Here is a 23055-nt window from a genome sequence, read left to right as displayed (position 1 = left end):
TTCTCTCCTGTTATTGCCATTGTCGCTGGTAAGCGCCCAGTGTGGTTTGTGCCCCTTCCGACAGACGACTGAGCGTGTTGTCCCATTGCTGCTGAACCTGATAGGCATCGGGATTGGCCTGGTAACTGTCGATCGCCTGCCGCCAGGTTCGGGTCACTTGCTCGACATAAGCCTGGCTGCGTTGTCTGCCTTCAATTTTGACCGAGGCAACTCCTGTCCTGAACAGCTCAGGAAGCAGACTGAGGGTATTGAGGCTGGTCGGCGCCTCCAGAACATGTCCTCGCTGGTTCAGTCCGTTTACTTGCGTATCAAATCGTCCTTTGCATAAGGTGGGATAGCCGGCTTTCTCATCCTGACGGTAACGGTCAATCAAAATACCGTTCAGACGTGATTCCAGTCCGTCCCCGGTTTCCTGCCAGCGGACAAATTTAGCCGGAGAGCAGGCTCCGGCTGTGTTTGGCGACTCACCGGTCAGATAAGAGGATAAATAACACCGGCCTTCAGCCATGATGCACAAACTGCCAAAAGCAAAGACTTCAAGCTCGACCTCGCTATGGCGGGCAAGCTGTTTTACCTGGTGGATAGACAGCACGCGAGGCAGTACGACCCGCTTTACGTTGAAGTGAGTACGGTAAAACGCAATGGCTTCTGTGTTGGTAGCCGAGGCCTGAACCGACAGGTGCAGTTCCAGCTCAGGATAGCGGCGGGCGGCATAGTCCAGGACCGCGATATCAGCCACAATCAGGGCATCGACGCCCAGTGCGGCGGCTTTATCGACAGCCTGCTGCCAGCGGCTGAAACCGTCGGGATGGGCAAAGGTATTGAGGGCAACATGCAGTTTCCGGTTGTGCTGGCGGACATAATCTGCGGCTTGTTCGAGTCGTCGGCCGTCAAAGTTCAGGCCGGTAAAATGGCGGGCATTGGTGTCATCTTTGAAGCCGATGTAGACCGCATCGGCGCCATTATCGATGGCGGTCTTGAGTGCGGGTAAATTGCCGGCCGGACAGAGCAGCTCCATACCTGGGCTCCTTGAGTGTCGAAAGAAGGGGACATCATAAAAAGCTGGCGGGAGACGATCTTGATATCACGCAGGTTTTTTCTCGTTTTTAAACGCTATACCCCTTTGGGGTGAACTGCGCTTGTCCGGGTTATTGATGTATCGCAGTAAGTGCCGTCTTGATTTCCCGTAAGCTGATGCCATCACAATGATGGAAGAGGGATTCACAGTGTATTTGCAGACTTTGCCGGGCTTACCTGAACTGGCACCGCAGTTGTTGAAATACCATTGCAGGCTGACACCGTTTTTTGTCCATAAGAGACTGATAGAACAGGCGCTGGCTGTGGTGTTCAAAGAGGCGCTATCCGACGGTGAACTGGATTTTCTGGCCGATCAGACGGTGACGATCACGATAGAAGATCTGGATTGGTCGTTCACCCTCACACTGAATTCCGGAAGGCTGGTGGTCTTACCCTCTGTTCCGGCACCAAATGCGCTGATGAAAGCCAGCAGCCAGGACTTGTTACGTATAGCCGCCCGTAAGGTGGATCCTGATACGCTTTTCTTCCAGCGCCGGTTAATGATGGCGGGAGATACTGAGCTCGGTCTGGCGGTAAAGAATCTGCTGGACAGCCTTGAACCGGAGCGCTTGCCTAAGTCGTTACACTGGCTGCTGACCAAAGCAGCAACATTGTACGGCACTGAATAGGCTGTCATACAAATATCACAGTGGCTGTTTATGCTGCTTGCAGCAAAGGGATGCGGGTATGAACAGGCATGGATGCAGTAAAGCGTCAAACCCGGCTATTCACGGCTCAATGGGTGGGAAAGCTTCACTCGTTCATTGAGCAGCAATGGCGGGGAAAATTATTGTATTTGGGGGCGCAGTCAGCCGTGGTGCTGGCTGTGCTCTTGCTGTTGGTCTGGAGTCTCAGTCCGGCGTCGCCGGTCGCGACGATGTCAGCATACAATCAGGTGTCTTGTCGTGATATTGGCGCAGCCCAGAGGCGGACGAGCGCAACCGAACCGCTGCGGGTCTTTACTCCGGTACACCAGCTGGCACTGCCGATACTGAAAAAACTGTGTTCGCAACCTGCCATTCAGAGCGCGTATGCTGGTGTCAGCGTGTTCTGGCAATCGCGCAGCGAGTTCGTTCCGGCGCAGATTTACAGTCAGTTTTACGATGTCATGTGGGGGCGGGATTATGTGCTGAACGGCATGAGTCCGAGCTATCTGGATTACTATCAGCCAGTGCTGATCTTACCCAGCTATGATGTTTACTGGTACGCCAGATCGGCAGATTTTCGGGGCACTAAAGACGATTTTACCCAGCTGACTCTGGGGCTGCTGGATGATCCGTTCAGTCTTTCCGGTTATCAGCTACCCATGAATCAGCTGAACAGCCTGCAACTGGCGGCGGATTCGGTGCACATTGCTTTTTACCCGTCGCGGCAAGCCTTGGCTGAGGCATTGCTGGCCGGTCAGGTTGATGTCGTTGCGGACACGAGTTTCAGCACGCTGTCGCAATCTTCTGCAGTGCTGTCCAAAGTCATGATCGCCAGCCAGGTATACTCCGGTGCCTGGTATGCCAGCTCTCGCGTATCTTCACCTCAATCCTTAATCGCCATTAAAGACGGGTTGTCGTCTTTGCGATAAAGCTGCTACTCAGGTTATTACCCATGAAACGAATTCACTGTTTGCCTCTGATGTGGCTGGTGGTGTTCTACGCCCTGGCCATTGCGCTGGTATCTTCATTCGGCCGCTATCAGGAATATCTGCAGATCATCTCTGACAGAGTGCAGCCTGTGATGGCTGAGGCCTGGCAGGACAGTGCGGATTACCAGTTACCTGAAGCACTGGAAGTTATTCTGATCCGGCGGCTGGAAGGCGAGCTGGATGCCGTATCGGGCAACAGGCTGTCGTCTCAGATCCAGCAATGTCACAGCCATATTTACCGGTTTGGAGCTCAGGGGGAGCAGATATCGGCAGAAAACAGCCGCTGGTTACCCTGGACCATGACCTGGCTGATCGCTGCGCAGGGGGCGCAGCAAACCTGGCTGGACATTGATTGCCGGATAAGTTGGCTGCCCTGGCTGAGCCTCAGTCTGGGGCTGGCATTGCTCACTGTGGCAGGCTGGCACCTCATCGGCCAGCCGCTTAAAGCAGAAGACAGAGTGCTGATGGCGCTTTTCTTACAGCCAAGTGCGGCCGCAGGCCAGCAGGACGGCTTGTTGAAACGCTCGGCAGTCAAAGCGGGCGTGCTCCATTTCCGGCAGACTTATCCTAACCGCCAGGTCAACCCGGCGATTTTGCGGGCGCTTATCAGCACAAACCGGGCAATATTCAGTTCGCCGCAGCAATGTGTGGTGTCTTTGCTGGCGCGTGCCAGCCAGCCCCCAGAGCTGCACTTTGATCTGACCGGCGGCAAAGTTCAGGTGACACTGGCTGGCATACCCTTGGCCTTGTCCGTCACCCCGGCGTTGTACTTATTATGGTATGCCGGCAAGCGGCGCGAAGAGACAGACGGCGGATGGGTCAGAAATCCGCCTTCCAATAAACCGGACCCGGTGCTGGCGCAGTCTCTGCTTGAGCTGATGTATCACTATGGCGGCCATGGACGGGCTATTCGCGAGCTGGAACAGGCCGGACTGAAAGCCAAATCCCTCGATCAGAACCGCAGCAAAATCAAGGAAGCACTGTCAGCTGCCACAGGTGAGGAAGTCGCGGAGGATTGTCTCTTTGAAAGCCGGAAACCGGGCGACAATCCCCAGACCGAATACCGTTTGAAGATATCGCCAGAAAAAATCAGCCTGTCAAAGCAGGATGTATAAAGCATTGAAAATGCTGGCTAAAATTTTAAAGATATCTCCAATTCTGCCATCGCCGCCGATGTCACAGAGCCGTCATCTTATTTCGCAACAGTAAGCGCAGCCTCCCGGGACAGGGAGAATGTGTTGAACTTACAATAGGAATAACGATGAAACGCACCATGGAAAAAATGCTGACCGCCAGCCTGCTATCTGCCACTGTGATCAGTGCGCCAGTGATGGCCCTGAATATTGTGCTGACCAACGACGACAGCTGGGATACGCAAAATATTCAGATCATGAAATCGGCCCTGATTGACGCCGGGCATAGTGTGATCATGTCTGCCCCCTGTACCGGACAAAGCGGTAAAGGTGGTGCGATGACCTTCCTGAAACCTGTCAGTGTGGATGAAACAAAAGCGGCACAGCAGGAATTCTGCGTCGGTGACACAGACACCAGCGTGGCGTTTGCTGATTACGCCGAAGGCACGCCTGTTATGGCGGTTTTGTACGGTATCGATGTGGCCGCGCAGCGTCTCTGGGGTCAGGCACCAGATCTGGTGATCTCCGGCCCCAACGAGGGGAACAACCTGGGCTTCATGAATAACAACTCAGGCACTCTGGGGGCAACCATGATTGCACTGAGCCGCGGGATCCCGGCGATAGCGGTCAGTGCCAATGAAAATACCGCACACGATGCCGATCAGTCTGAGCGGGTGGCGCATACCGTGGTCGAGGTGGTGGCTAAGCTGGCCAGCAGCCGCCCATCCGGTTCACCCTTGTTACCGGCTTACACCGGCCTGAATATCAATACCCCGGAAGAGATGGCCAATAATCTGGGCTATAAGTTTACCGATGTTGGCTGGAACGGCGGCGGTATTGAGTTCAAGTTCAGCGACGATCTGTCAGGCGATGCGGTGCTGATTGGCTATATGGTGCAAAAACTGATGGCGGGCGGCATGGATCAGGCCACTGCCAAGGCCACCGCGCAGACGGCGATGCAGGGTAAGCAAGGGCTGTCGTTCAGCATGGGGGATGCCGGAGATACCAACGCCAACTCGGAAGGCAATGCGGTGAAGGCGAGCTATATCACAATCAGTACCATAGACGGTAATGTCCAGGCGGCGCGAGCCAAGGTGTCACTGACTGAGCAGCGTTTGCTGGGTCTGAACTAGGAGGCTGCTATGAGAAACTATTCACGTCTTCTGTGCCTGATGCTGGGGCTTTTTCTGGCGGGGTGTAATGGCTCAGACAAGGACAGCAGCGCAGACAGTGGTAAAGAGAGTGGCGCTACAGATACCGGCCAGGCTGCGCTGAGCGGGGTGTATCGCGCTGTGGCTCAAGATACCGCCGGCAATCTGGTTGAGGTGCAGCTCATCGCTGAAAGCGGTCGGCTGCCGTTACTGACCTTGTGGGATGACAGGGAGCACCAAAGCTCATTTCTGGCGGAAAAACCAACGGGTGAGCAGGGGCAAACTGGCTATTATTTTGCCGAATTACAGTATCAGTGTCAGGCACAACAAAATGCCTTCGTGTGTGGCACCCCTGAAGGCACAACTCGCCTGGCCGCCGATTCGTCTGCTCAACACGCTGGCTTTGTGGCAGGCCAGTACCAGGCGGTCTGGGACGGACAGCTTTACACGCTGAGTTTGGATGAACAGGGCAATGCCAGTATTGCCGGTCTGCACTGTGAGTCTGGTGCGCGCTTTTCGGCATCGGCTTCGCTGGAAACTGTCCGGGTGATGACAGTGGCAGGCAACAACGGCTGTCAGTTACCGCTGTCCCGGGCTTATGCTGACACTGTGGTCGATAACGATGTGCTGTACAGCATTAATCTGCAGACCGAACACCCGGGCTTTCCCCAGGTATGGGTAAAGATTGCCGGTTAGAAACAGACGGTTCAGCTAGTGTCGAACCCGCGGCGGCAGGAGGGTTTTGCCCGTTTTGTCGCCGATATTCGTTCAGTTATTTTGTCTGGTTCGCGCATCGGAAGCAGCTTGAGTGGCGAGTGACTGTTTCTTTGCGCAGACTTTGCGTATAATTCCGCCATCATATACCCAAGTCATTCCCTACTGCCTGTTACGGCACAGAAGAGCAAACAGAGGCCAGGATGTAACCACAGGTTAATCAGCCATCACCCGGCTTGTTCCGGGCAAGACTCAACTGACATACCGGGCGCTGCGTTTTAACCTACCTCGCCTGGGCTGACTTAATTCGATAACTGGATCTTCACTGAATATGTCTTTTTTAACTGAAGTGGGTAAACGCCGCACGTTTGCCATCATTTCTCACCCGGATGCGGGTAAAACCACCATTACTGAAAAAGTCCTGCTGTTCGGAAACGCCTTGCAGCGTGCCGGTACGGTCAAAGGCCGCGGCTCTAACCAGCACGCTAAGTCGGACTGGATGGAAATGGAAAAAGAGCGTGGTATCTCGGTCACTACCTCTGTGATGCAGTTTCCGTACAACGAGTGTCTGGTCAACCTGCTCGATACCCCGGGGCACGAAGATTTCTCGGAAGATACCTACCGCACACTGACCGCTGTGGACTCTTGTCTGATGGTGATAGATGCCGCGAAAGGTGTCGAGGATCGGACCCGTAAGCTGATGGAAGTCACCCGTCTGCGTGACACGCCTATCGTGACCTTTATGAACAAACTTGACCGTGACATCCGCGATCCGATGGAATTGCTGGATGAAGTGGAAAGTGAGCTGAACATTGCCTGTGCGCCGGTCAGCTGGCCGATTGGCTGTGGTAAAGAGTTCAAAGGCGTCTATCACATTCACCGTGACGAAACCATTCTGTACGCCACCGGTCAGGGTCACACTATTCAGGAAGTCCGGATTGTGAAAGGTTTGGACAACCCTGAACTGGATACGGCTGTTGGCGAGGATCTGGCCGGTCAGTTGCGTGAAGAGCTGGAACTGGTGCTGGGTGCATCGCACGAATTTGATCGTGAACTGTTCCTGAAAGGGGAACTGACGCCGGTATTCTTCGGTACGGCACTGGGTAACTTTGGTGTTGACCATATGCTTGACGGCCTGACTGAGTGGGCACCTGCGCCGCTGCCGCGTCAGGCGAATGAGCGCGATGTTGAAGCTACGGAAGAGAAGTTCTCCGGCTTCGTGTTCAAGATTCAGGCCAATATGGACCCGAAACACCGCGACCGTATTGCCTTTATGCGCATTGTATCGGGCACTTATACCCAGGGCATGAAAATGAACCATGTCCGTATCGGCAAGAACATCAGCATTTCGGATGCTGTGACTTTCATGGCCGGTGACCGCTCCCGTGCTGAAACCGCCTATGCCGGTGACATCATTGGTCTGCATAACCACGGGACGATTCAGATTGGCGATACCTTTACCCAAGGGGAAAATCTGAAATTTGCCGGTATTCCGAATTTTGCTCCTGAGCTGTTCCGCCGTATCCGCCTGCGCGATCCGCTGAAGCAGAAACAATTGCTGAAAGGCCTGGTGCAGCTGTCGGAAGAAGGTGCGGTGCAGGTATTCCGTCCGCTGCTCAACAATGATTTGATCGTCGGCGCCGTCGGTGTGCTGCAGTTTGACGTTGTCGTGGCCCGTCTGAAGGCGGAATACAATGTCGAAGCCATTTACGAAAGCGTCAACGTGGCAACGGCACGCTGGGTAGAATGTGGCGACGGCAAGAAATTCGAGGAATTCCGCCGCAAGAATGAAGTGAATCTGGCGCTGGATGGGGGTGATAACCTCACTTACATCGCACCGACTATGGTGAACCTCAATCTGGCGAAAGAGCGTTTCCCAGAGGTGGACTTCCGCGCCACCCGCGAGCATTAATGCCTGTCTGTTGACTTAAGGCTACGAAAGAAAAAGCCTCTGATTTCAGGGGCTTTTTTTGTTCGGTTGGCATCATGTCTCTTCGCTCGCTTGATGTCACGCAGCTCAGGAATGATACTGTTCAGTATTCAAACTATTCCTGACATAATCATGCAGGCTGTCTGAATCTGAACTGCAAGGAGGAGAGCACTGTGTTAACTCTAATCCGCCGTTGGCTGGCTCACTATGATGCTTGGTGCGAGCGTATGGGCTTTGTGCCGGAAAACCGGCGCTGTTGTGCGCCCGTCCGCTATGATGAAGACGATGCCCGTCATCCGGCGCAGCGCGCTGCCAGGGCAAGAGCGTGTCAGTCAGTGAAAAAGGATACCTCAGGTGCAGCTGATAGATAGTCACTGCCATTTCGATTTTCCGCCGTTTGCCGGTGATCCAGAGCCCTATCTGGCACAGGCCGGGCAGGCTGGCGTCAGCCATATCGTGATCCCATCGGTGGGGGCGCGAAACTGGCAGCCCATTCAGACATTGTGTGCCCGCACGGCATCCCCTGCACAGCCGGCACTCTTCTATGCACTGGGCATGCACCCGTATTTTGCTTCCGAGCACAATGCCGACACACTGAACCAGCTGGAGAGCAGGCTGAAAAAGGTCAGTCAGGAGACGGGCAACCGCTGTGTGGCTGTCGGGGAATGCGGGCTGGATTTTGCTATCCCGAATGCAGACAGACAGCAGCAAAAGGGCTGGCTGATCAGGCAACTGGAATTAGCCAATCAATTTAACCTGCCGGTGATACTTCACTGCCGGAAAGCTTTCCCTGAACTGATGCAATGCCTGAAATCTTGCCCGCCAATTCGGGGAGGGGTTTATCATGCATTCAGTGGTAGTTTGCAGCAAGCGTCTCAACTTCTTGATCTAGGTATCAAAATTGGCGTCGGTGGTACGATCACCTATCGCAGAGCGAACAAAACTCGAACTACAATGACTCAGTTACCTCTCGATGCGATGTTACTGGAAACCGATGCGCCAGATATGCCGTTGGCCGGTTACCAGGGAGAGCCGAATCAGCCGGACAGAGTGGCGTTAGTGCTGGCGGCTCTGGCTGAACTGAGGTCAGAATCATTGGCGGCACTTGCTGCTGCTACTAGCAAAAATGCAGAAGTTTTGTTTGCACTGCCTTCTCAAACTTGATGATTTTGACATTTCTCTGGCTTTTCTTTATCCATCAGGCGGTGACTTGGTGTGACCTCTATCACACTTGATGTTCATCTTTCACTCGGTTTCCAATCAAAGTGTGATGTGTGCATTACATGCTGTAAGTTGCCATGCGTATAATGCGCCCGACTCTTGAGAGAGCCGAATTGTCGAGACGCCAAAATTTAACTATAGGGATGCCATAAACTATGAGCGTGTTTATGAGCCTGGTTGGGATGGTTGTACTGCTGCTTGTGGCTGTGCTGCTGTCTGATAACCGTAAAGCTATTAACTTACGTACTGTGGGTGGCGCGTTTGCCATTCAATTCTTCTTCGGCGCATTTGTACTGTATGTGCCGGTAGGCCGTGATGTGCTGTATGGTGCGTCGCAATTCGTTGCCAATGTGATCGGTTACGGTGATCAGGGGATTTCTTTCCTGTTCGGCGGTCTGGTATCAGGCAAGATGTTTGAAGTCTTCGGTGGTGGCGGTTTCGTTTTCGCCCTGAAAGTGTTGCCGGTTATCGTGTTCTTCTCTGCACTGATTAGCGTACTGTACTATCTGGGTATCATGCAGTTTGTGATTAACATTCTGGGTGGCGCACTGCAAAAAGCGCTGGGAACGTCCCGTGCCGAATCCATGTCTGCAACAGCTAACATTTTCGTGGGTCAAACTGAAGCACCACTGGTTGTGCGTCCGTTTGTACCTAAGATGACTCAGTCTGAGCTGTTCGCTGTGATGTGTGGTGGTCTGGCGTCTGTTGCCGGTGGTGTACTGGCCGGTTATGCCTCTATGGGTGTACCGCTGGAATACCTGATTGCAGCCTCTTTCATGGCGGCACCGGGTGGCCTGTTATTTGCCAAAATCATCAAACCTGAAACAGAAACGCCTGTGGATCAATTGGGCGTTGATAAAGATGATGAAGGTCACGATGACAAGCCTGCTAACGTCATTGACGCAGCGGCTGCGGGTGCCTCTTCCGGTATGCAACTGGCACTGAACGTCGGTGCGATGCTGCTGGCGTTCATCGGTCTGATTGCCCTGATCAACGGTATTCTGGGCGGTATCGGTGACTGGTTCGGTATGCCTGAACTGACGCTGGAACTGATCCTGGGTTATGTCTTCCAGCCGCTGGCTTTCCTGATTGGTGTGCCTTGGAATGAAGCACAGGTTGCCGGTTCTTTCATCGGTCAGAAAATAGTCGTGAACGAGTTCGTGGCTTACCTGAACTTCACGCCGTACCTGAAAGATGTGGCTGATGGTGGCCTGCTGGTTGCTGAAACTGGTGTAGCGATGACTGAGAAGACCAAAGCGATCATTTCTTTCGCACTGTGTGGTTTCGCAAACCTGTCTTCTATCGCTATCCTGCTGGGTGGTCTGGGTGGTCTGGCACCAAGCCGTCGTCACGACATTGCCCGCTTCGGTATGAAAGCCGTTGCCGCAGGTACGCTGTCTAACCTGATGTCTGCAACGATTGCAGGTTTGTTCCTGTCACTGTAATTCAGTCAGAAACCGTCAGATTGAAAACGCCACAGCCTAGCTGTGGCGTTTTTTTTCGCCTCGCATTTTCTTTGCCGCTGACACTGGCGGTAGTCAACAGAATCAGTAACTATCTGAATCATTTTCAGTAAAAGCCGGTAAAAACCGTCAATTGACTCTTCCTTCACTCAGGCGGTACGCGCATGCTTAAGGGGTCAGCAGACACTTGGTTTTCTGCGGTCTACACTCTGTGAGTATTTCCAGACCGGATTGCATCGCACTCCCAGTCTGGTATCAACGACTGGAGTGATAGCATGCATGACGTGATAGTGGCTTTACTGGCAGGTGTGATAGTTGGGCTGATGTTTTCCGCGCTTAAACTGCCGATTCCGGCTCCCCCTGTGTTATCCGGGGTGATGGGCATTGTCGGTGTGTATATCGGCGGGCAGCTGTATCAATGGCTGATTGAACGTTTCTTTTCCTGAACAAGGTTCAGAATTGATCCGGACGGATAGATGACGATAGCCGCGTGCTGAATCAACACATTATCCACCCTGGGAAACGTCTATTGTATGGTTTGCCTCTGAGCTCCTTGGTAAAATGGCTGCGTTGAATCGCAGGTTGATGATATCTGCGTGTAAGTATCCTGATAATTCTGTGAATTAGGATGCAAAAATGAATGGCTGGCAAGGTGATGCCACCTTGCGCGGTGAAAAGGACGTCGATCGGGCACGCTGTAAAGGGCCTGAGTCTTCATGGAATCAAGTCCGCTTCTGTTTCTCTGAGGCTACAATCGGCAGAGTTACTACTGTCTGAGTGGGCAAAGTGAACAGAACACTTGGTAGAACATAATCGACTGGAGAAAGTCATGAGCGATTTAAAAACGGCTGCACTGCGTGCGTTAAAACTGATGGACCTGACCACACTGAACGATGACGATACCGATGCGAAAGTGATCGAACTGTGTAAGAACGCGAAAACCCCTGTCGGAAATACCGCGGCGATTTGTATTTATCCGCGTTTTATTCCGGTTGCCAAAAAGCAGCTGCGCGAGCAGGGCACGCCGGATGTTCGTATTGCTACAGTGACCAACTTCCCGCACGGCAACGATGACATTGACATTGCCGTTGCTGAAACCAAAGCGGCCGTTGCTTACGGCGCAGATGAAGTGGATGTGGTGTTCCCGTACCGCGCTCTGATTGCCGGTAACGAGGAAGTGGGCTTTGAGCTGGTTAAACAGTGTAAAGCCGCCTGCGGTGACATTCTGCTGAAAGTGATTATTGAAACCGGTGAGCTCAAAGAGCCGGCACTGATCCGCAAAGCCTCTGAAATTTCTATCAAAGCCGGTGCGGATTTCATCAAGACCTCAACAGGCAAAGTACCAGTGAACGCAACGCCTGAAGCGGCAGAGATTATGTTGACGGTAATCAAGGACATGGGCGTACAGAACAGCGTAGGCTTTAAGCCTGCCGGTGGTGTACGTACCGCTGAAGACGCACAGCAGTTCCTGGCGATGGCTGATCGTATTCTGGGTGCCGACTGGGCAGACAGCGCACACTATCGTTTTGGTGCATCCAGCTTGCTGGCAAACCTGCTCAATACGCTGGGTGAAGGCGAGAAAGCCGCAGAAGGCGGTTACTGATACCACAGGTATCGGTTGACCGATTCTGAACCTGATCTGTGGCAGCCGGCTCAACGGGCTGCCACAGGAAACTGCCAAATAAAGGGAAAGACCGCGCCTGTCTGCTCGTGCTGCTGACGCTGTTTGGTCTGCCGGGCGTTATTGTCTCTCCCCAGCCATGTCGAGGCATCCTATGTATTTACCTCAGGAAATTATCCGCAAGAAGCGCGATAACATCGCACTCACCCAAGACGAAATTAACTTCTTTATTCAGGGCATCGCCAAAGACACTGTGTCTGAGGGCCAGATCGCAGCTTTCGCGATGGCGGTGTACTTCAACGACATGACCATGAATGAGCGGGTTGCACTGACCTGTGCCATGCGCGACTCAGGCATGGTGCTGAACTGGGATCACATGAACTTTGGCGGCCCGATTGTCGACAAACACTCCACCGGCGGTGTGGGTGATGTGACCTCACTGATGCTCGGCCCCATGGTCGCCGCCTGTGGCGGTTTCGTGCCTATGATTTCAGGTCGTGGTCTGGGCCATACCGGCGGCACGCTGGATAAACTGGAATCCATTCCGGGCTATAACATCATGCCGTCGAACGAGGTGTTCGGTCAGGTTACCAAAAGTGCAGGCGTGGCCATTATCGGTCAGACCGGTGATCTTGCACCGGCTGATAAGCGTGTGTATGCCACCCGCGATATTACCGCCACGGTTGATAATATCTCACTGATCACTGCCTCTATTCTGTCGAAGAAGCTGGCCGCAGGTCTGGAATCGCTGGTGATGGACGTCAAAGTGGGTTCAGGCGCTTTCATGCCTACTTATGAGGCTTCGGAAGAACTGGCGAAATCCATTGTGGCCGTGGCCAACGGTGCCGGCACCAAAACCACCGCCTTACTGACCGACATGAACCAGATACTGGCATCCAGTGCCGGTAACGCAGTAGAAGTGCGCGAAGCCGTCCAGTTCCTGACCGGCGAATACCGCAATCCGCGCTTGTTTGAAGTCACTATGGCGCTGTGTGCAGACATGCTGCTGAACGCAGGCCTGGCCAAAGACGAAGGCGAAGCCCGCGCTAAGTTGCAAGCGGTGCTGGACAACGGCGCAGCGGCAGAGCGGTTCGGAAAAATGGTGCACGGCCTGGGTGGTCCGGCTGATTTTGTTGAAAATTATAATAATTATCTGGCGAATGCAGAGATCATCAAACCTGTGTTTGCTGAAACCAGCGGCTTTGCCGGGGCGATGGATACCCGCGCACTGGGCATGGCCGTGGTGAGCATGGGCGGTGGCCGGAAAGTGGCTTCTGACAGTATTGATTATGCGGTGGGTCTGACTGACATGATACGTCTGGGTCAGACGCTTGATAAGCAGACCCCGCTGGCCGTTATCCATGCCCGCAATGAAGCACAATGGCAGGACGCTGCGAATGCTGTTCGTCAGGCTGTCACAGTCACTGAGCAGGCACCGGCGGCGACACCAGAGGTATACCGTCGCATCCGTGCTGAAGATGTCTAAATTGGAGCAATGATGAAAAGAGCAATTATCCTGGTACTCGATTCTTTTGGCTTGGGTGCCACTGAAGATGCGGTCAAATTCGGCGATGTGGGTGCGAACACCATGGGCCATATTGCCAAAGCCTGTGCTGAAGGCCGTGCCGACAATGCCGAACGCAGCGGTTTGCTGAACCTGCCAAACCTGACCCGACTGGGTCTGGGTAAGGCAGCGGAAGAGTCCTGCGGTGAATTCCCGCAAGGCTTAGATCCTGTGGCTGAGATCACCGGCGCCTACGGTCACGCTGCTGAGATCTCATCTGGCAAAGACACCCCGTCTGGCCACTGGGAAATCGCCGGTGTGCCGGTATTGTTCGACTGGGGTTACTTCAGCGACACCAGCAACAGTTTCCCGCAGGAGCTGCTGGATCGCATTGTCGAACGTGCACAACTGCCGGGATACCTGGGTAATTGCCATGCTTCCGGTACTCAGGTACTGGACGATCTGGGCGAGGAGCACATGAAAACCGGCAAGCCGATTTTCTATACCTCGGCTGATTCTGTGTTCCAGATTGCCTGCCATGAAGAGACTTATGGCCTAGATAACCTGATGACGCTGTGCGAGATCGTGCGCGAAGAGCTTGAAGACTACAATATCGGCCGCGTGATTGCCCGTCCGTTTATCGGCGCAGGTAAAGGCCAGTTCGAACGTACCGGTAACCGCCGTGATCTGTCTCTTGAGCCACCGTCAGCCACTGTGCTGCAAAAACTGGTGGAAGAGAAGCAAGGTGACGTGGTGTCTGTCGGTAAGATTGCCGATATTTATGCCCATTGCGGTATCACCCAGAAAGTGAAAGCGACCGGGCTGGAAGCTCTGTTTGATGCCACCCTGGCACAAATGGAAAACGCCGGTGACAACACCATAGTGTTCACTAACTTTGTCGATTTCGATTCCGCCTACGGCCACCGCCGCGATGTGGCCGGTTATGCCGCCGCGCTGGAATATTTTGACCGTCGCCTGCCTGAGCTGCTGTCGCAGCTGAAAGAAGACGACGTGCTGATCATCACGGCCGATCACGGTTGTGATCCAACCTGGCCGGGCACAGACCATACCCGTGAGCACATTCCTGTGCTGGTGAGTGGTCCTAAGATCCCGGCTGGCTCACTGGGTCGCCGCGACACCTTTGCCGATATCGGCCAGAGCCTGGCGAGCTACTTCGGTACCTCGGCAATGGATTACGGCAAATCTTTTCTGTAACCGCACTGCAGTGTGGTGAGGTTTGACGCTGAATGCGCCACTGCCTCATCCATAATGGATGAGGCACTCAACAAATTTAAGGAGCGAACAGATGGCTACTCCACATATTAACGCTGAAATGGGTGATTTTGCCGACGTGGTTCTGATGCCGGGCGACCCATTGCGTGCCAAGTTCATCGCAGACACTTTCCTGGAAGAGGTGAAAGAAGTCTGTAATGTGCGCAATATGTACGGTTACACCGGCACATACAAAGGTCGCAAGATCTCTGTTATGGGCCACGGTATGGGCATTCCATCCTGTTCTATCTATGCCACTGAGCTGGTCAAAGACTTCGGCGTGAAGAAAATCATCCGTGTCGGCAGCTGTGGTGCCGTGCGTGATGACGTCAATCTGCGCGATGTGGTGATCGGCATGGGAGCCTCGACCGACTCTAAAGTGAACCGCATCCGTTTTGGTGGTCACGATTTTGCGGCCATTGCTGATTTTGGCATGGTAAAAAATGCCGTGGATGCCGCCAAAGCCAAAGGTATTGAAGTCAAAGTTGGCAACCTGTTCTCAGCCGACTTGTTCTACAACCCGGATTTCGACTTCTTCAAGACCATGGATAAGTACGGCATTCTGGGTGTGGAAATGGAAGCGGCCGGGATTTACGGTGTGGCGGCGGAATTCGGTGCCAAAGCCCTGACCATATGTACTGTGTCTGACCACATTCTGCGTGGCGAAGCGACGACTTCTGATGAGCGTCAGACCACGTTTTTAGAGATGATGGAAATCGCCCTGGAATCTGTCCTGCTGGGTGATAAAGACGCCTGAGTTTGAGTCTACGCTTGTGGAGACAGGCGGACGCGCAAAAGAGGCTTCGGCCTCTGACTCAAAGCAAAAGACGACCGCATGGTCGTCTTTTTTTTGCTCATACAACGTGGGACAATGCAGCTCTGCAAGCGCTTTCGCCGTATCGGAAAGAATAGCTAATCCTTGGCGTTGGCCGTCAGCAGGAAGGGGAAATGCCACACGTCTTTTCGGCGCCCGAAGGTATAAGCCAGAATAAAACCGATGAACAGTGCAACCAGCAGCATGCCCCGCACCGTGTTTGTCATAGTGTCGATTTGATCCGCGGCGTGCTGGACCAGTTTGCCGTGTTCCAGCGTCAGGCGGATAAAGCCGACCACTTGCCCCTCATCGGTCATCACAGGCTGAACCAGTTGCTGGCGGCCGATACTGGCAGTAGAAAGAGGGGTGGTCAGGCCGGACACCTGCTCAAGCGGCATCGCATCTTCGGTTTGCGCCAGCGGAACACCTTCAAGATCATAAATACTGGCGTCCAGTATCAGGGGTTCATCGGAAATACGGTTGACCAGATCCTGCAGCTTGTCCTGCTGTTTGTCGAGAATATCGCCAGCTGCTGTGCTGGCCGCCTGACGGGCAATAATGCGAGACAGCGACTGCGTCTGCTCACTCAGCATGTTGAAGTTGTTCTGATTCAGCCGGGCGCCGTACTCCAGCATGGTAATCAAGCCGGCAAAACTAACGGCTAATACCAGAAACTGCCAGATACGCTGCATGCGTACAGTTTTGAACTTAAACATAGTCGTGACTTCTTCGATAAGGCTAACTGAGCAATATTGGGACTTGCCCTGACAAATTGCAATAGGGTACTTTGAAGGGAGTTGAATACGCCTTTACAGGGATGTGATATACAGTGCTGACCATAAAAAAACATACTTCGCTTCATACCCGCTTTCCAGACTGTGTTGCCAGCAGTAATCTGGATGTTAAACACGTGGCTTCAGTGATTTACAGTAAATCTCTGACCACAGATCGTATCGATCGTCTTGAAACCCAGACTGGTGAGAGCTTGTCGCCGGTGGCCGCCTGGAAGGTGGGCGAGTACGATGTGCTGCTGCTGACCAATCCCTTGTCCGACACCCTGATCAGTGCGCTGGATGCCAATAAGATTGATTACGCCCATTATAAAGACTTGCCGGATTTGTCCGAGCCGGGTCTGGTGGTGTTTGATATGGACTCCACGGCGATTCAAATCGAATGTATTGATGAAATTGCCAAACTGGCCGGTGTCGGTGAGCAGGTGGCGGAAGTGACTGAGCGAGCCATGCAGGGGGAGCTGGATTTTGAACAGAGCCTGCGCCAGCGCGTCGGCACACTCAAAGGCGCCAGTGCTGACATTCTGCTGCAAGTTCGCAACCAGCTGCCTCTGATGCCGGAAATGCGCGATTTGGTGATGGCGCTGCACCATTATGGCTGGAAAACCGCGATTGCTTCCGGCGGCTTTACCTATTTCTCTGATTATCTCAAAGACGAGCTGAACCTGACTCACGCCCAGTCCAACCAGCTGGAAATCGTTGACGGTAAACTAACCGGTCAGGTACTCGGCAGCGTGGTTGATGCACAAACCAAGGCCGATATCCTGCGCGAGCTGGCAGAAGAATACGATATCGCCAGGCACAACACGGTTGCGGTCGGTGACGGCGCCAATGATCTGGTGATGATGGCCGCCGCCGGTCTGGGCATCGCTTACCATGCCAAACCCAAAGTGGTAGCAGCCGCACCCGCCGCCGTCCGCTACGCCGATCTCGGTGGCGTGCTGTGTATTCTTTCCGCTTCCCTCTGGCCGCAGAAAATCGGCTGGTAGGTGATTCTGAAACAATGGAAAAAGCGAAATCGGTCGGTTTCGCTTTTTTTCGGCTATCAGCAATGCTGTTTGTTCGTAGACTCAATGATCACGGTCACGATGCAGAAGCAAAATCGCTTACTGGTTGGCTGATTTGATCCGGACGAAGTGTGTTGAAGGGCGGGTATAAGTAGCGCAACTTGCGACGGCATCCTTGAGATCGTTTTTGGCGCCCGTACCTAAAGGAACACAGTGGGATATTGGCCAGAATCGGGAGGTTTTTTGCATTATTGATTTTGAATCAAAGTCTTGCCTTGGTTTGCTCACTGCGGATACTGAAGTTATGATTTGGCTGAATCAATGCCATAGACGGATTGTGGCATGGTGGCCTCCGGCGATTTGTAGTCAGACTAACCTAGTATGGCAAAGCCTGATGAGAGGCAGTCCATGTCATTCGTTATATTTACAGGAGGTTTAGTGACACCATTTTTTCTATCTCAAGTCTTAGTTGCTGTGGCTATTTGCTTTGATTTGATGTCATTCCAATTCAAAGACAGGCGAAAAATTGTAACTTGTCTGTTCTTCGCTGGAACGTTGATTTCCAGTCATTTTATTCTGCTTGAGCAATGGACTGCAGCGAGTCTAATGGTTATCGCTACCATTCGATATTTGGTGAGCGTATTTTCCACTTCGCCAAAGCTCAAATATCTATTCTGCACTGCATCAGTTATCTCGACTGTTGTAACCTACTCTGGGTTAGCCAGTGTAATTAGTTGTTTTGCATCCATTTTTCAATCGATCGCTGCGTTTAATAAAGATGACCGTCGTTTAAGAGAGTTTATGATTGTCGGTACAGCTCTTTGGCTCATACATAATTATGTTGTAGGCTCCCCAACAGCAGTCTTGATGGAAGTTCTCTTTATTTTTAGTAACTTAATTGGCTATTATCGCTACTACTATAAAAGCTCGGTAGCAGTATAAAATAACAAATGCTTCAGAGGGGCAGTAGCAGGCAAGAGGAAATGTGGAAGTATCTATCAAACAAATAGACCTGGGTTCGCGTAATATATTGGAGAATCTTTTCTCTTATTATGTCTATGATATGTCAGAGCTTATGGGGTGGGGGCCAAATTCAGAAGGATTGTATACGTTCAATTCTGAGACTTTGGATTCGTACTGGAAAGAAGCTAGTCATGTGCCTTACTTTATTTATGTTGATAAGGAAATTGCTGGCTTTGCATTAGTTCGAAATTATTCGATTGAACCAGAGATTTTTGATATTGAGCAGTATTTCGTATTGCGTAAGTTCAAAGGAAAGGGGGTTGGTAAAAAGGCGCTTTTAGCGGTTGTAGCTAATCATCCAGGTAAGTGGCAAATTCGTGTTCTAAAGGAAAATGAAGCGGCATTGAAGTTTTGGGTTTCAGCGGTCAAAAATATAGTAGGCAGCCGTTACAACGTTTCATTGGACATTGATGTGGATTTAGAAATGTACTTCATACGCTTTGAGGCAGTCAGTTAATAAGGCTACATGGACTCCCCGGCACTCTTTGAGCAGACAAAGAGTGCCGGGCGCGCATCAAACAATGCCGAGAAGAACACCAAACTCAAGCGCGACATAGGTTCCACAAGAATGGATGTCTTTTTATAAACGTTTTGTGGAACAACATTTTACGGAGAAATTAAAATCGATGAAAATAGACGCTTATTTGGTTAATTCCTTTACTGCCAACGGCACCGGCGGAAATCCTGCCGGCGTAGTGCTGCATGCAGATAATCTTTCTGACGAAGAAAAACTAAACATCGCCAAAGCCGTTGGTTATTCAGAAACGGCGTTTGTATCCCAAGACGACGAAGCCGATTTTGAGCTGTCTTTTTTTACCACAACGGATGAAGTGGACTTCTGCGGTCATGCCACCTTAGCTGCATTTTCAACAATGTATCAAAAAGGGATCGTAACCGATGGACAATATGTTCAGAGGACTAAAGCAGGTTTACTTGCCGTCACTATAGAGCCTGATGGTCATATCGTTATGGCGCAGAAATTACCTGAATACCTTGGGGTGTTTGATTGTGAGGCGATATCAGCGTTAATTGGCATTGACTCGACAGTTCTGGCGTCAAGCGGGTTACCTGTCGAGGTTATTTCAACAGGCTTGCCAGATATGATTGTTCCCGTGCCATTGGGGTATCTGGATAGAATCCAGGTAAATGAAGACTTACTCAGTGATTTTTGCAGAGAACATGATCTTGTCAGTCTCCATGCTTTTGAACTGTGCGAGAAAGACAGCGACCTGACTGCGAGCTGTCGAAACTTTGCCCCTTTGTTTGGCATTCCGGAAGAATCCGCAACCGGCAGTGCCAGCGGCGCCTTAGCCTGCTATTTATCCAAGCACCTTGGTAGCGAATATTCGGAAGGTTTTACTTTCGAGCAAGGAAGGGCAATGGACTGTGTGTCAATCATTACCGCGTCAGTTGAGTCGAACGAACAGGGGATTAGCAAGGTACTGGTCGGCGGTTTTGCTCATGAGATTGGGTTGCAGCAGGTTTTCTTATAACAATGTACTTAAATGGACAATGACCTTCCTCTGTTCTCAACAGTATAAAATGATATGAAAAATGTAGACCTGCATCTCAGCAAACGGGAGCACCCCTGCTCGTCATGTACCTGCTTCCTGATCACCCCAGTGGGATATGAGCGCCTCGCGAAACACAGTCAGTTTGGCCGAGTATTGCCGTGATGGCGGGTAGAGTAAAGTCAGCGGCTGAGGAGGCGGTGCATTGTGGCTGAGTACTTCCTGTAAGCGTCCGTCGGCGAGATATGGCCGAACGAAGAAAGTCAGCAACTGTACAATACCGGTGCCGGAGACAGCGGCTTCAACCAAAGGGTCGCCGTGATCAAGAATCAGATTCCCACCCACATCCATGCTGATAGGTTTACCGTTATCCGTAAACCGCCATGGGTTAACCAGCCCGTTTGAAGATAAACGAACTCTCAGGCAGTTATGTTGCGATAACTCGTTGATATACTTTGGGACGCCATGTCTGGCAAGGTATTTAGCAGAGGCCACTGTGACCCAATTGGCTGGCGATAAGCGCCTGGCTATTACTCGGGCATCGGCAACGGGGCCGCTGCGAATGACCGCATCAAATCCCTCATCAATAATGTCGACTATTCGATCGGTCAAAACCAGTTCGATGTTTAACTGGGGATGGGATTCCAGTAACTCACTGACGATTGGAATCAGGATAGCCCGTCCAAATGCGGAAGGTGCACTGACTTTCAGCGTGCCTTTGGGGGCATTGCCATGATGCTGCATTTCATGCTGAGCATCAGAAAGTCCGGAGATTAATGGGCGGACGCGAAACAGAAATAATTCACCGTCTGCGGTCAGGCTCAGGCTGCGGGTATTGCGGTGCAACAATTTAACACCCAACTGTGCTTCCAGTCTGCTTATCGCTCTGGAAATACCCGACTGCGTGATACCTAGCTGCGTGGCTGCAACGGTGAAGCTTTGGTTGTCGGCCACCTTAATGAATTGCCTGATGGCATTGAGATCAGCATCCATGATTTAAGTCATTAGTGAAATGATTTCAAAGTGTTTATCGATCATATGTCATAAATGATACTGGGTGAATCTCAAACGTCATTTGGAATGAATTTATGCGATCTCCTCTACCTTCAGGGATTTACCTTCTTAGTCTCGGTATCTTTATCATGATTTCCTGCGAGTTGCAGGTGCTGGGTTTTATGCCTGCGCTGGCAGCAGATCTGGGGGTTTCAATTGCTGAGGTCGGTTATCTGGTTTCAGCTTTTGCTGCCAGTATGGCCATTGGCGGCCCAATCCTCATGCTTGCACTTTCTCGCTTCCCGCCGCGCATGATTCTGGCTTGCCTGTATACCATTTTTATCCTGGGTGAGCTGTTTGGCGCTCTGGCACACAGCTATAGCCAGCTGATGCTGGCGCGTGCTGTTACGGGTATGGTGTCCGGTGCATTCTTTGGGGTATCGATTGGGCTTTGTTCAAGGATGGTTGACCCCAAAGATACGTTGCGAGCCGTTGCAATGGTGCTGGCGGGTATCATGTTGGGCACCATTATCGGCCTGCCTCTGGCAAAAGTGATTGCAGAATATTGGGGATGGCGTGAAAGCTTTTATGTGGTCGTGGCACTGGCAGTGTTCAGTGCCGCCTTGACGCTGAAGGCGGTTCCGTCTTTACCCGCAGAAGCTTCACATCCGTTAAAGCAAGAGCTGAAAGGGGTACTGGATGTGAGGTTATGGTGGGTTTTTGCGACCAGCTTTTGTGTGATTGGTGCGGTTTATGCGCCTTTTAGCTTTATCGTGCCGATTCTGACTGATTTAGCCGCCCTGCCGGAAGGGGCTGTTACCTGGTTACTCTTGGCTTATGGGTTGTGCATGCTGGCAGGAAACTATGTCGTTGCTGCTCTGGCTGTGAAACATGCTAAAGCGACAATCATGGGGGGCCTGGCTATTATGATCTCTGTCTTTGTGATGTTTGCGCTGTTTGCCGACATTGGCTGGGTAGCAGTGCTTTGTCTGGTGCTGTTGGGGTTTTGTGGTGTGAGTCTCAACCCGGCCCTGGTCAGCCGACTGATATCGTTACCACAGGGGCAACGGGCCTTTATCAATACTTTGCACGCTTCTGTGATTAACGCCGGGATTATGTTCGGCAGCTTTGCGGCAGGCCTGACACTGGATTCAGGCTTTAGTCTGCATGTCACAATATGGCTGGGAGCTGCCATTGCGATTCTTGGTCTGACAGTGCTTGGAATGTCGCCTCAGCTTTGTGTATCGTCTGCCCAAACAGCGTCGCGACTGCCTCAGACAGATTAGTCCCGTATTCATTTTCGGACAATAGCAAGGCATTGTTGTCCTTTTAAAATGATTCTGCTGCCAGTTCCTTACCCAGATAAACCTCACCGCGGATATTGAAGCTAAGCTTGATTAAATCAATATCATAAACCGGCTGCGGCATAGTGAATCAGGCTGGGCAGGTGTGACAAAGCCTGATGCAGTGAAAGTCTATGTTACTGGTTGGGCAACTGAGCGGGAGAGCTGAACAATGAGCGAGCTGACTATCTGGACGTTAGACTGGGTACCTGAAGGCCCACGCGGATTCGTGCGTGACTTGCGGTTGCGATGGGCATGCGAGGAAGCTGGGCTGCCATACAAAGTGCAAACGATCCCCTTTGATGGCCGCGAGACTAATCATCTTGCCCGTCAGCCTTTTGGTCAGGTGCCGTTTTTGAGTGACGGTGAACTGCAGTTATTTGAAAGTGGCGCATGCCTTATGCATATTGCGCAGCAATCTGACAAGCTGATGCCGGGCGATGCTATTGGTCAGGCGCACACGCTGCAATGGGTATTTGCGGCGCTCAACTCTATCGAAATGGTCAGCGTATCCTGGTGGTTTCTGACGATTTCCGGTCATAGCGACAATGAACTTACCGGGTGGATGGGCAAGCGTCTGGCGCAGCTCGAGTGTGTGCTGAGCGAGCGAGAATGGCTTGCAGGCGATCGGTTCACGGCGGCGGACCTGCTGATGGCTGACGTGCTGCGTATACCGCAAGTGCGTGCTGTCAGTCACCGCCCGGCTTCGGAAGCCTACGTGGTTCGTTTAACCAGCCGTCCGGCCTTTAAGAAAGCCTATGCGGATCAGATGGCGCATTTCGAACTGGCCGACAAGGAGCGGGCTTAACCTGCCTTTCAGCTGTGTGTAAACCCGGATCTGACCTGCTCCC

General features: G+C 52.2%; 23 protein-coding genes and 1 pseudogene. 20 read left to right on the top strand and 4 right to left on the bottom strand.

The genetic code is table 11. From position 1 onward, the window contains the following. Window positions 1-10 precede the first annotated feature (10 nt). Window positions 11-1018, bottom strand: a complete 1008-nt coding sequence (locus Q4491_RS06515; RefSeq protein ID WP_237793847.1) for a peptidase U32 family protein — start codon at window positions 1016-1018, stop codon at window positions 11-13. A gap of 208 nt (window positions 1019-1226) precedes the next feature. Between Q4491_RS06515 and Q4491_RS06510 the strand changes: the two genes are divergently transcribed. From Q4491_RS06510 to deoD, 14 genes are all read left to right on the top strand, one after another. Then, entirely contained in the window at window positions 1227-1706 is a 480-nt protein-coding gene (locus tag Q4491_RS06510) for an SCP2 sterol-binding domain-containing protein (RefSeq protein ID WP_330872725.1), read from the top strand. Between the two features lie 68 nt (window positions 1707-1774). Next, window positions 1775-2653, top strand: coding sequence for a hypothetical protein (locus tag Q4491_RS06505; RefSeq protein WP_303455807.1), 879 nt, complete (start codon window positions 1775-1777; stop codon window positions 2651-2653). Between the two features lie 23 nt (window positions 2654-2676). Continuing rightward, the gene (locus Q4491_RS06500; protein ID WP_303455805.1) at window positions 2677-3828 is read left to right on the top strand and encodes a hypothetical protein; all 1152 of its coding nucleotides are present in this window, start codon (window positions 2677-2679) and stop codon (window positions 3826-3828) included. A 146-nt stretch (window positions 3829-3974) separates the two neighbouring features. Next, the gene (locus Q4491_RS06495) at window positions 3975-4979 is read left to right on the top strand and encodes a 5'/3'-nucleotidase SurE (protein ID WP_303455804.1); all 1005 of its coding nucleotides are present in this window, start codon (window positions 3975-3977) and stop codon (window positions 4977-4979) included. Between the two features lie 9 nt (window positions 4980-4988). Beyond that, on the top strand, window positions 4989-5693 hold the full coding sequence (locus Q4491_RS06490) for a hypothetical protein (protein ID WP_303455802.1): 705 nt from the start codon (window positions 4989-4991) through the stop codon (window positions 5691-5693). Between the two features lie 349 nt (window positions 5694-6042). After that, the gene (gene prfC, locus Q4491_RS06485) at window positions 6043-7623 is read left to right on the top strand and encodes a peptide chain release factor 3 (RefSeq protein WP_192015620.1); all 1581 of its coding nucleotides are present in this window, start codon (window positions 6043-6045) and stop codon (window positions 7621-7623) included. Between the two features lie 191 nt (window positions 7624-7814). Then, window positions 7815-8012 (top strand): hypothetical protein, encoded by a 198-nt coding sequence (locus Q4491_RS06480; protein ID WP_218383324.1) that lies wholly within the window; start codon window positions 7815-7817, stop codon window positions 8010-8012. Further along, entirely contained in the window at window positions 7996-8805 is an 810-nt protein-coding gene (locus tag Q4491_RS06475) for a TatD family hydrolase (protein WP_368393433.1), read from the top strand. The genes Q4491_RS06480 and Q4491_RS06475 overlap by 17 nt, the downstream gene beginning before the upstream one ends. 212 nt (window positions 8806-9017) lie before the next feature. Continuing rightward, on the top strand, window positions 9018-10307 hold the full coding sequence (locus Q4491_RS06470; protein WP_237793858.1) for a NupC/NupG family nucleoside CNT transporter: 1290 nt from the start codon (window positions 9018-9020) through the stop codon (window positions 10305-10307). Between the two features lie 293 nt (window positions 10308-10600). After that, entirely contained in the window at window positions 10601-10771 is a 171-nt protein-coding gene (locus Q4491_RS06465; RefSeq protein ID WP_192015622.1) for a XapX domain-containing protein, read from the top strand. Window positions 10772-11154: 383 nt separating this feature from the next. Beyond that, a complete protein-coding gene (deoC, locus tag Q4491_RS06460) occupies window positions 11155-11928 on the top strand; it encodes a deoxyribose-phosphate aldolase (RefSeq protein ID WP_192015623.1) in 774 nt (257 codons plus the stop codon). A 172-nt stretch (window positions 11929-12100) separates the two neighbouring features. After that, window positions 12101-13432, top strand: coding sequence for a thymidine phosphorylase (gene deoA, locus Q4491_RS06455; protein WP_192015624.1), 1332 nt, complete (start codon window positions 12101-12103; stop codon window positions 13430-13432). Between the two features lie 12 nt (window positions 13433-13444). Then, window positions 13445-14665, top strand: coding sequence for a phosphopentomutase (gene deoB / locus Q4491_RS06450; protein WP_192015685.1), 1221 nt, complete (start codon window positions 13445-13447; stop codon window positions 14663-14665). Window positions 14666-14756: 91 nt separating this feature from the next. Further along, entirely contained in the window at window positions 14757-15479 is a 723-nt protein-coding gene (gene deoD, locus Q4491_RS06445) for a purine-nucleoside phosphorylase (protein ID WP_192015625.1), read from the top strand. Window positions 15480-15634: 155 nt separating this feature from the next. On the opposite strand, the gene Q4491_RS06440 is transcribed toward deoD, so the two are convergent. Beyond that, window positions 15635-16252 (bottom strand): YtjB family periplasmic protein, encoded by a 618-nt coding sequence (locus Q4491_RS06440; RefSeq protein WP_192015626.1) that lies wholly within the window; start codon window positions 16250-16252, stop codon window positions 15635-15637. 113 nt (window positions 16253-16365) lie between these two features. On the opposite strand from Q4491_RS06440, the gene serB reads away from it, so the two are divergent. Next, on the top strand, window positions 16366-17316 hold the full coding sequence (gene serB / locus Q4491_RS06435; protein ID WP_192015627.1) for a phosphoserine phosphatase: 951 nt from the start codon (window positions 16366-16368) through the stop codon (window positions 17314-17316). Window positions 17317-17400: 84 nt separating this feature from the next. On the opposite strand, the pseudogene Q4491_RS06430 reads toward serB, so the two are convergent. Continuing rightward, window positions 17401-17523: pseudogene (locus Q4491_RS06430) on the bottom strand (IS110 family transposase); the annotation flags it as partial. Between the two features lie 249 nt (window positions 17524-17772). Between Q4491_RS06430 and Q4491_RS06425 the strand changes: the two are divergent. The 3 genes from Q4491_RS06425 (at window position 17773) to Q4491_RS06415 (ending at window position 19850) form a co-directional block, all read left to right on the top strand. Continuing rightward, window positions 17773-18276, top strand: a complete 504-nt coding sequence (locus Q4491_RS06425; RefSeq protein ID WP_303455792.1) for a YgjV family protein — start codon at window positions 17773-17775, stop codon at window positions 18274-18276. A 43-nt stretch (window positions 18277-18319) separates the two neighbouring features. Next, window positions 18320-18814, top strand: coding sequence for a GNAT family N-acetyltransferase (locus tag Q4491_RS06420; RefSeq protein WP_303455790.1), 495 nt, complete (start codon window positions 18320-18322; stop codon window positions 18812-18814). A gap of 115 nt (window positions 18815-18929) precedes the next feature. Continuing rightward, complete coding sequence (locus Q4491_RS06415; RefSeq protein ID WP_368393428.1) at window positions 18930-19850, top strand: PhzF family phenazine biosynthesis protein; 921 nt, start codon at window positions 18930-18932, stop codon at window positions 19848-19850. A gap of 102 nt (window positions 19851-19952) precedes the next feature. On the opposite strand, the gene Q4491_RS06410 is transcribed toward Q4491_RS06415, so the two are convergent. Further along, complete coding sequence (locus Q4491_RS06410) at window positions 19953-20861, bottom strand: LysR family transcriptional regulator (RefSeq protein ID WP_303455788.1); 909 nt, start codon at window positions 20859-20861, stop codon at window positions 19953-19955. A gap of 95 nt (window positions 20862-20956) precedes the next feature. On the opposite strand from Q4491_RS06410, the gene Q4491_RS06405 reads away from it, so the two are divergent. Next, window positions 20957-22147, top strand: coding sequence for an MFS transporter (locus tag Q4491_RS06405; protein WP_303455786.1), 1191 nt, complete (start codon window positions 20957-20959; stop codon window positions 22145-22147). Between the two features lie 229 nt (window positions 22148-22376). Beyond that, window positions 22377-23012, top strand: a complete 636-nt coding sequence (locus Q4491_RS06400; RefSeq protein ID WP_303455784.1) for a glutathione S-transferase family protein — start codon at window positions 22377-22379, stop codon at window positions 23010-23012. Window positions 23013-23055 lie beyond the last annotated feature (43 nt).

Source organism: Photobacterium sp. 2_MG-2023 (assembly GCF_030547675.1).
GTDB classification, from domain to species: domain Bacteria; phylum Pseudomonadota; class Gammaproteobacteria; order Enterobacterales; family Vibrionaceae; genus Photobacterium; species Photobacterium arenosum.
Note: the sequence above shows the minus strand (reverse complement) of the source record. Positions and strands in the feature narration are given on the sequence as shown.

What these genes read in the sequence shown, in the direction of transcription:
- prfC (WP_192015620.1), top strand. Translation starts at nt 6,043, where the DNA reads ATGTCTTTTTTAACTGAAGTGGGTAAACGCCGCACGTTTGCCATCATT.
- deoC (WP_192015623.1), top strand. Translation starts at nt 11,155, where the DNA reads ATGAGCGATTTAAAAACGGCTGCACTGCGTGCGTTAAAACTGATGGAC.
- deoB (WP_192015685.1), top strand. Translation starts at nt 13,445, where the DNA reads ATGAAAAGAGCAATTATCCTGGTACTCGATTCTTTTGGCTTGGGTGCC.
- Q4491_RS06515 (WP_237793847.1), bottom strand. Translation starts at nt 1,018, where the DNA reads ATGGAGCTGCTCTGTCCGGCCGGCAATTTACCCGCACTCAAGACCGCC.
- deoA (WP_192015624.1), top strand. Translation starts at nt 12,101, where the DNA reads ATGTATTTACCTCAGGAAATTATCCGCAAGAAGCGCGATAACATCGCA.
- Q4491_RS06505 (WP_303455807.1), top strand. Translation starts at nt 1,775, where the DNA reads ATGGATGCAGTAAAGCGTCAAACCCGGCTATTCACGGCTCAATGGGTG.
- Q4491_RS06500 (WP_303455805.1), top strand. Translation starts at nt 2,677, where the DNA reads ATGAAACGAATTCACTGTTTGCCTCTGATGTGGCTGGTGGTGTTCTAC.
- Q4491_RS06410 (WP_303455788.1), bottom strand. Translation starts at nt 20,861, where the DNA reads ATGGATGCTGATCTCAATGCCATCAGGCAATTCATTAAGGTGGCCGAC.
- Q4491_RS06415 (WP_368393428.1), top strand. Translation starts at nt 18,930, where the DNA reads ATGTCTTTTTATAAACGTTTTGTGGAACAACATTTTACGGAGAAATTA.
- Q4491_RS06495 (WP_303455804.1), top strand. Translation starts at nt 3,975, where the DNA reads ATGAAACGCACCATGGAAAAAATGCTGACCGCCAGCCTGCTATCTGCC.
- Q4491_RS06405 (WP_303455786.1), top strand. Translation starts at nt 20,957, where the DNA reads ATGCGATCTCCTCTACCTTCAGGGATTTACCTTCTTAGTCTCGGTATC.
- deoD (WP_192015625.1), top strand. Translation starts at nt 14,757, where the DNA reads ATGGCTACTCCACATATTAACGCTGAAATGGGTGATTTTGCCGACGTG.
- Q4491_RS06490 (WP_303455802.1), top strand. Translation starts at nt 4,989, where the DNA reads ATGAGAAACTATTCACGTCTTCTGTGCCTGATGCTGGGGCTTTTTCTG.
- Q4491_RS06465 (WP_192015622.1), top strand. Translation starts at nt 10,601, where the DNA reads ATGCATGACGTGATAGTGGCTTTACTGGCAGGTGTGATAGTTGGGCTG.
- Q4491_RS06470 (WP_237793858.1), top strand. Translation starts at nt 9,018, where the DNA reads ATGAGCGTGTTTATGAGCCTGGTTGGGATGGTTGTACTGCTGCTTGTG.
- Q4491_RS06440 (WP_192015626.1), bottom strand. Translation starts at nt 16,252, where the DNA reads ATGTTTAAGTTCAAAACTGTACGCATGCAGCGTATCTGGCAGTTTCTG.
- Q4491_RS06400 (WP_303455784.1), top strand. Translation starts at nt 22,377, where the DNA reads ATGAGCGAGCTGACTATCTGGACGTTAGACTGGGTACCTGAAGGCCCA.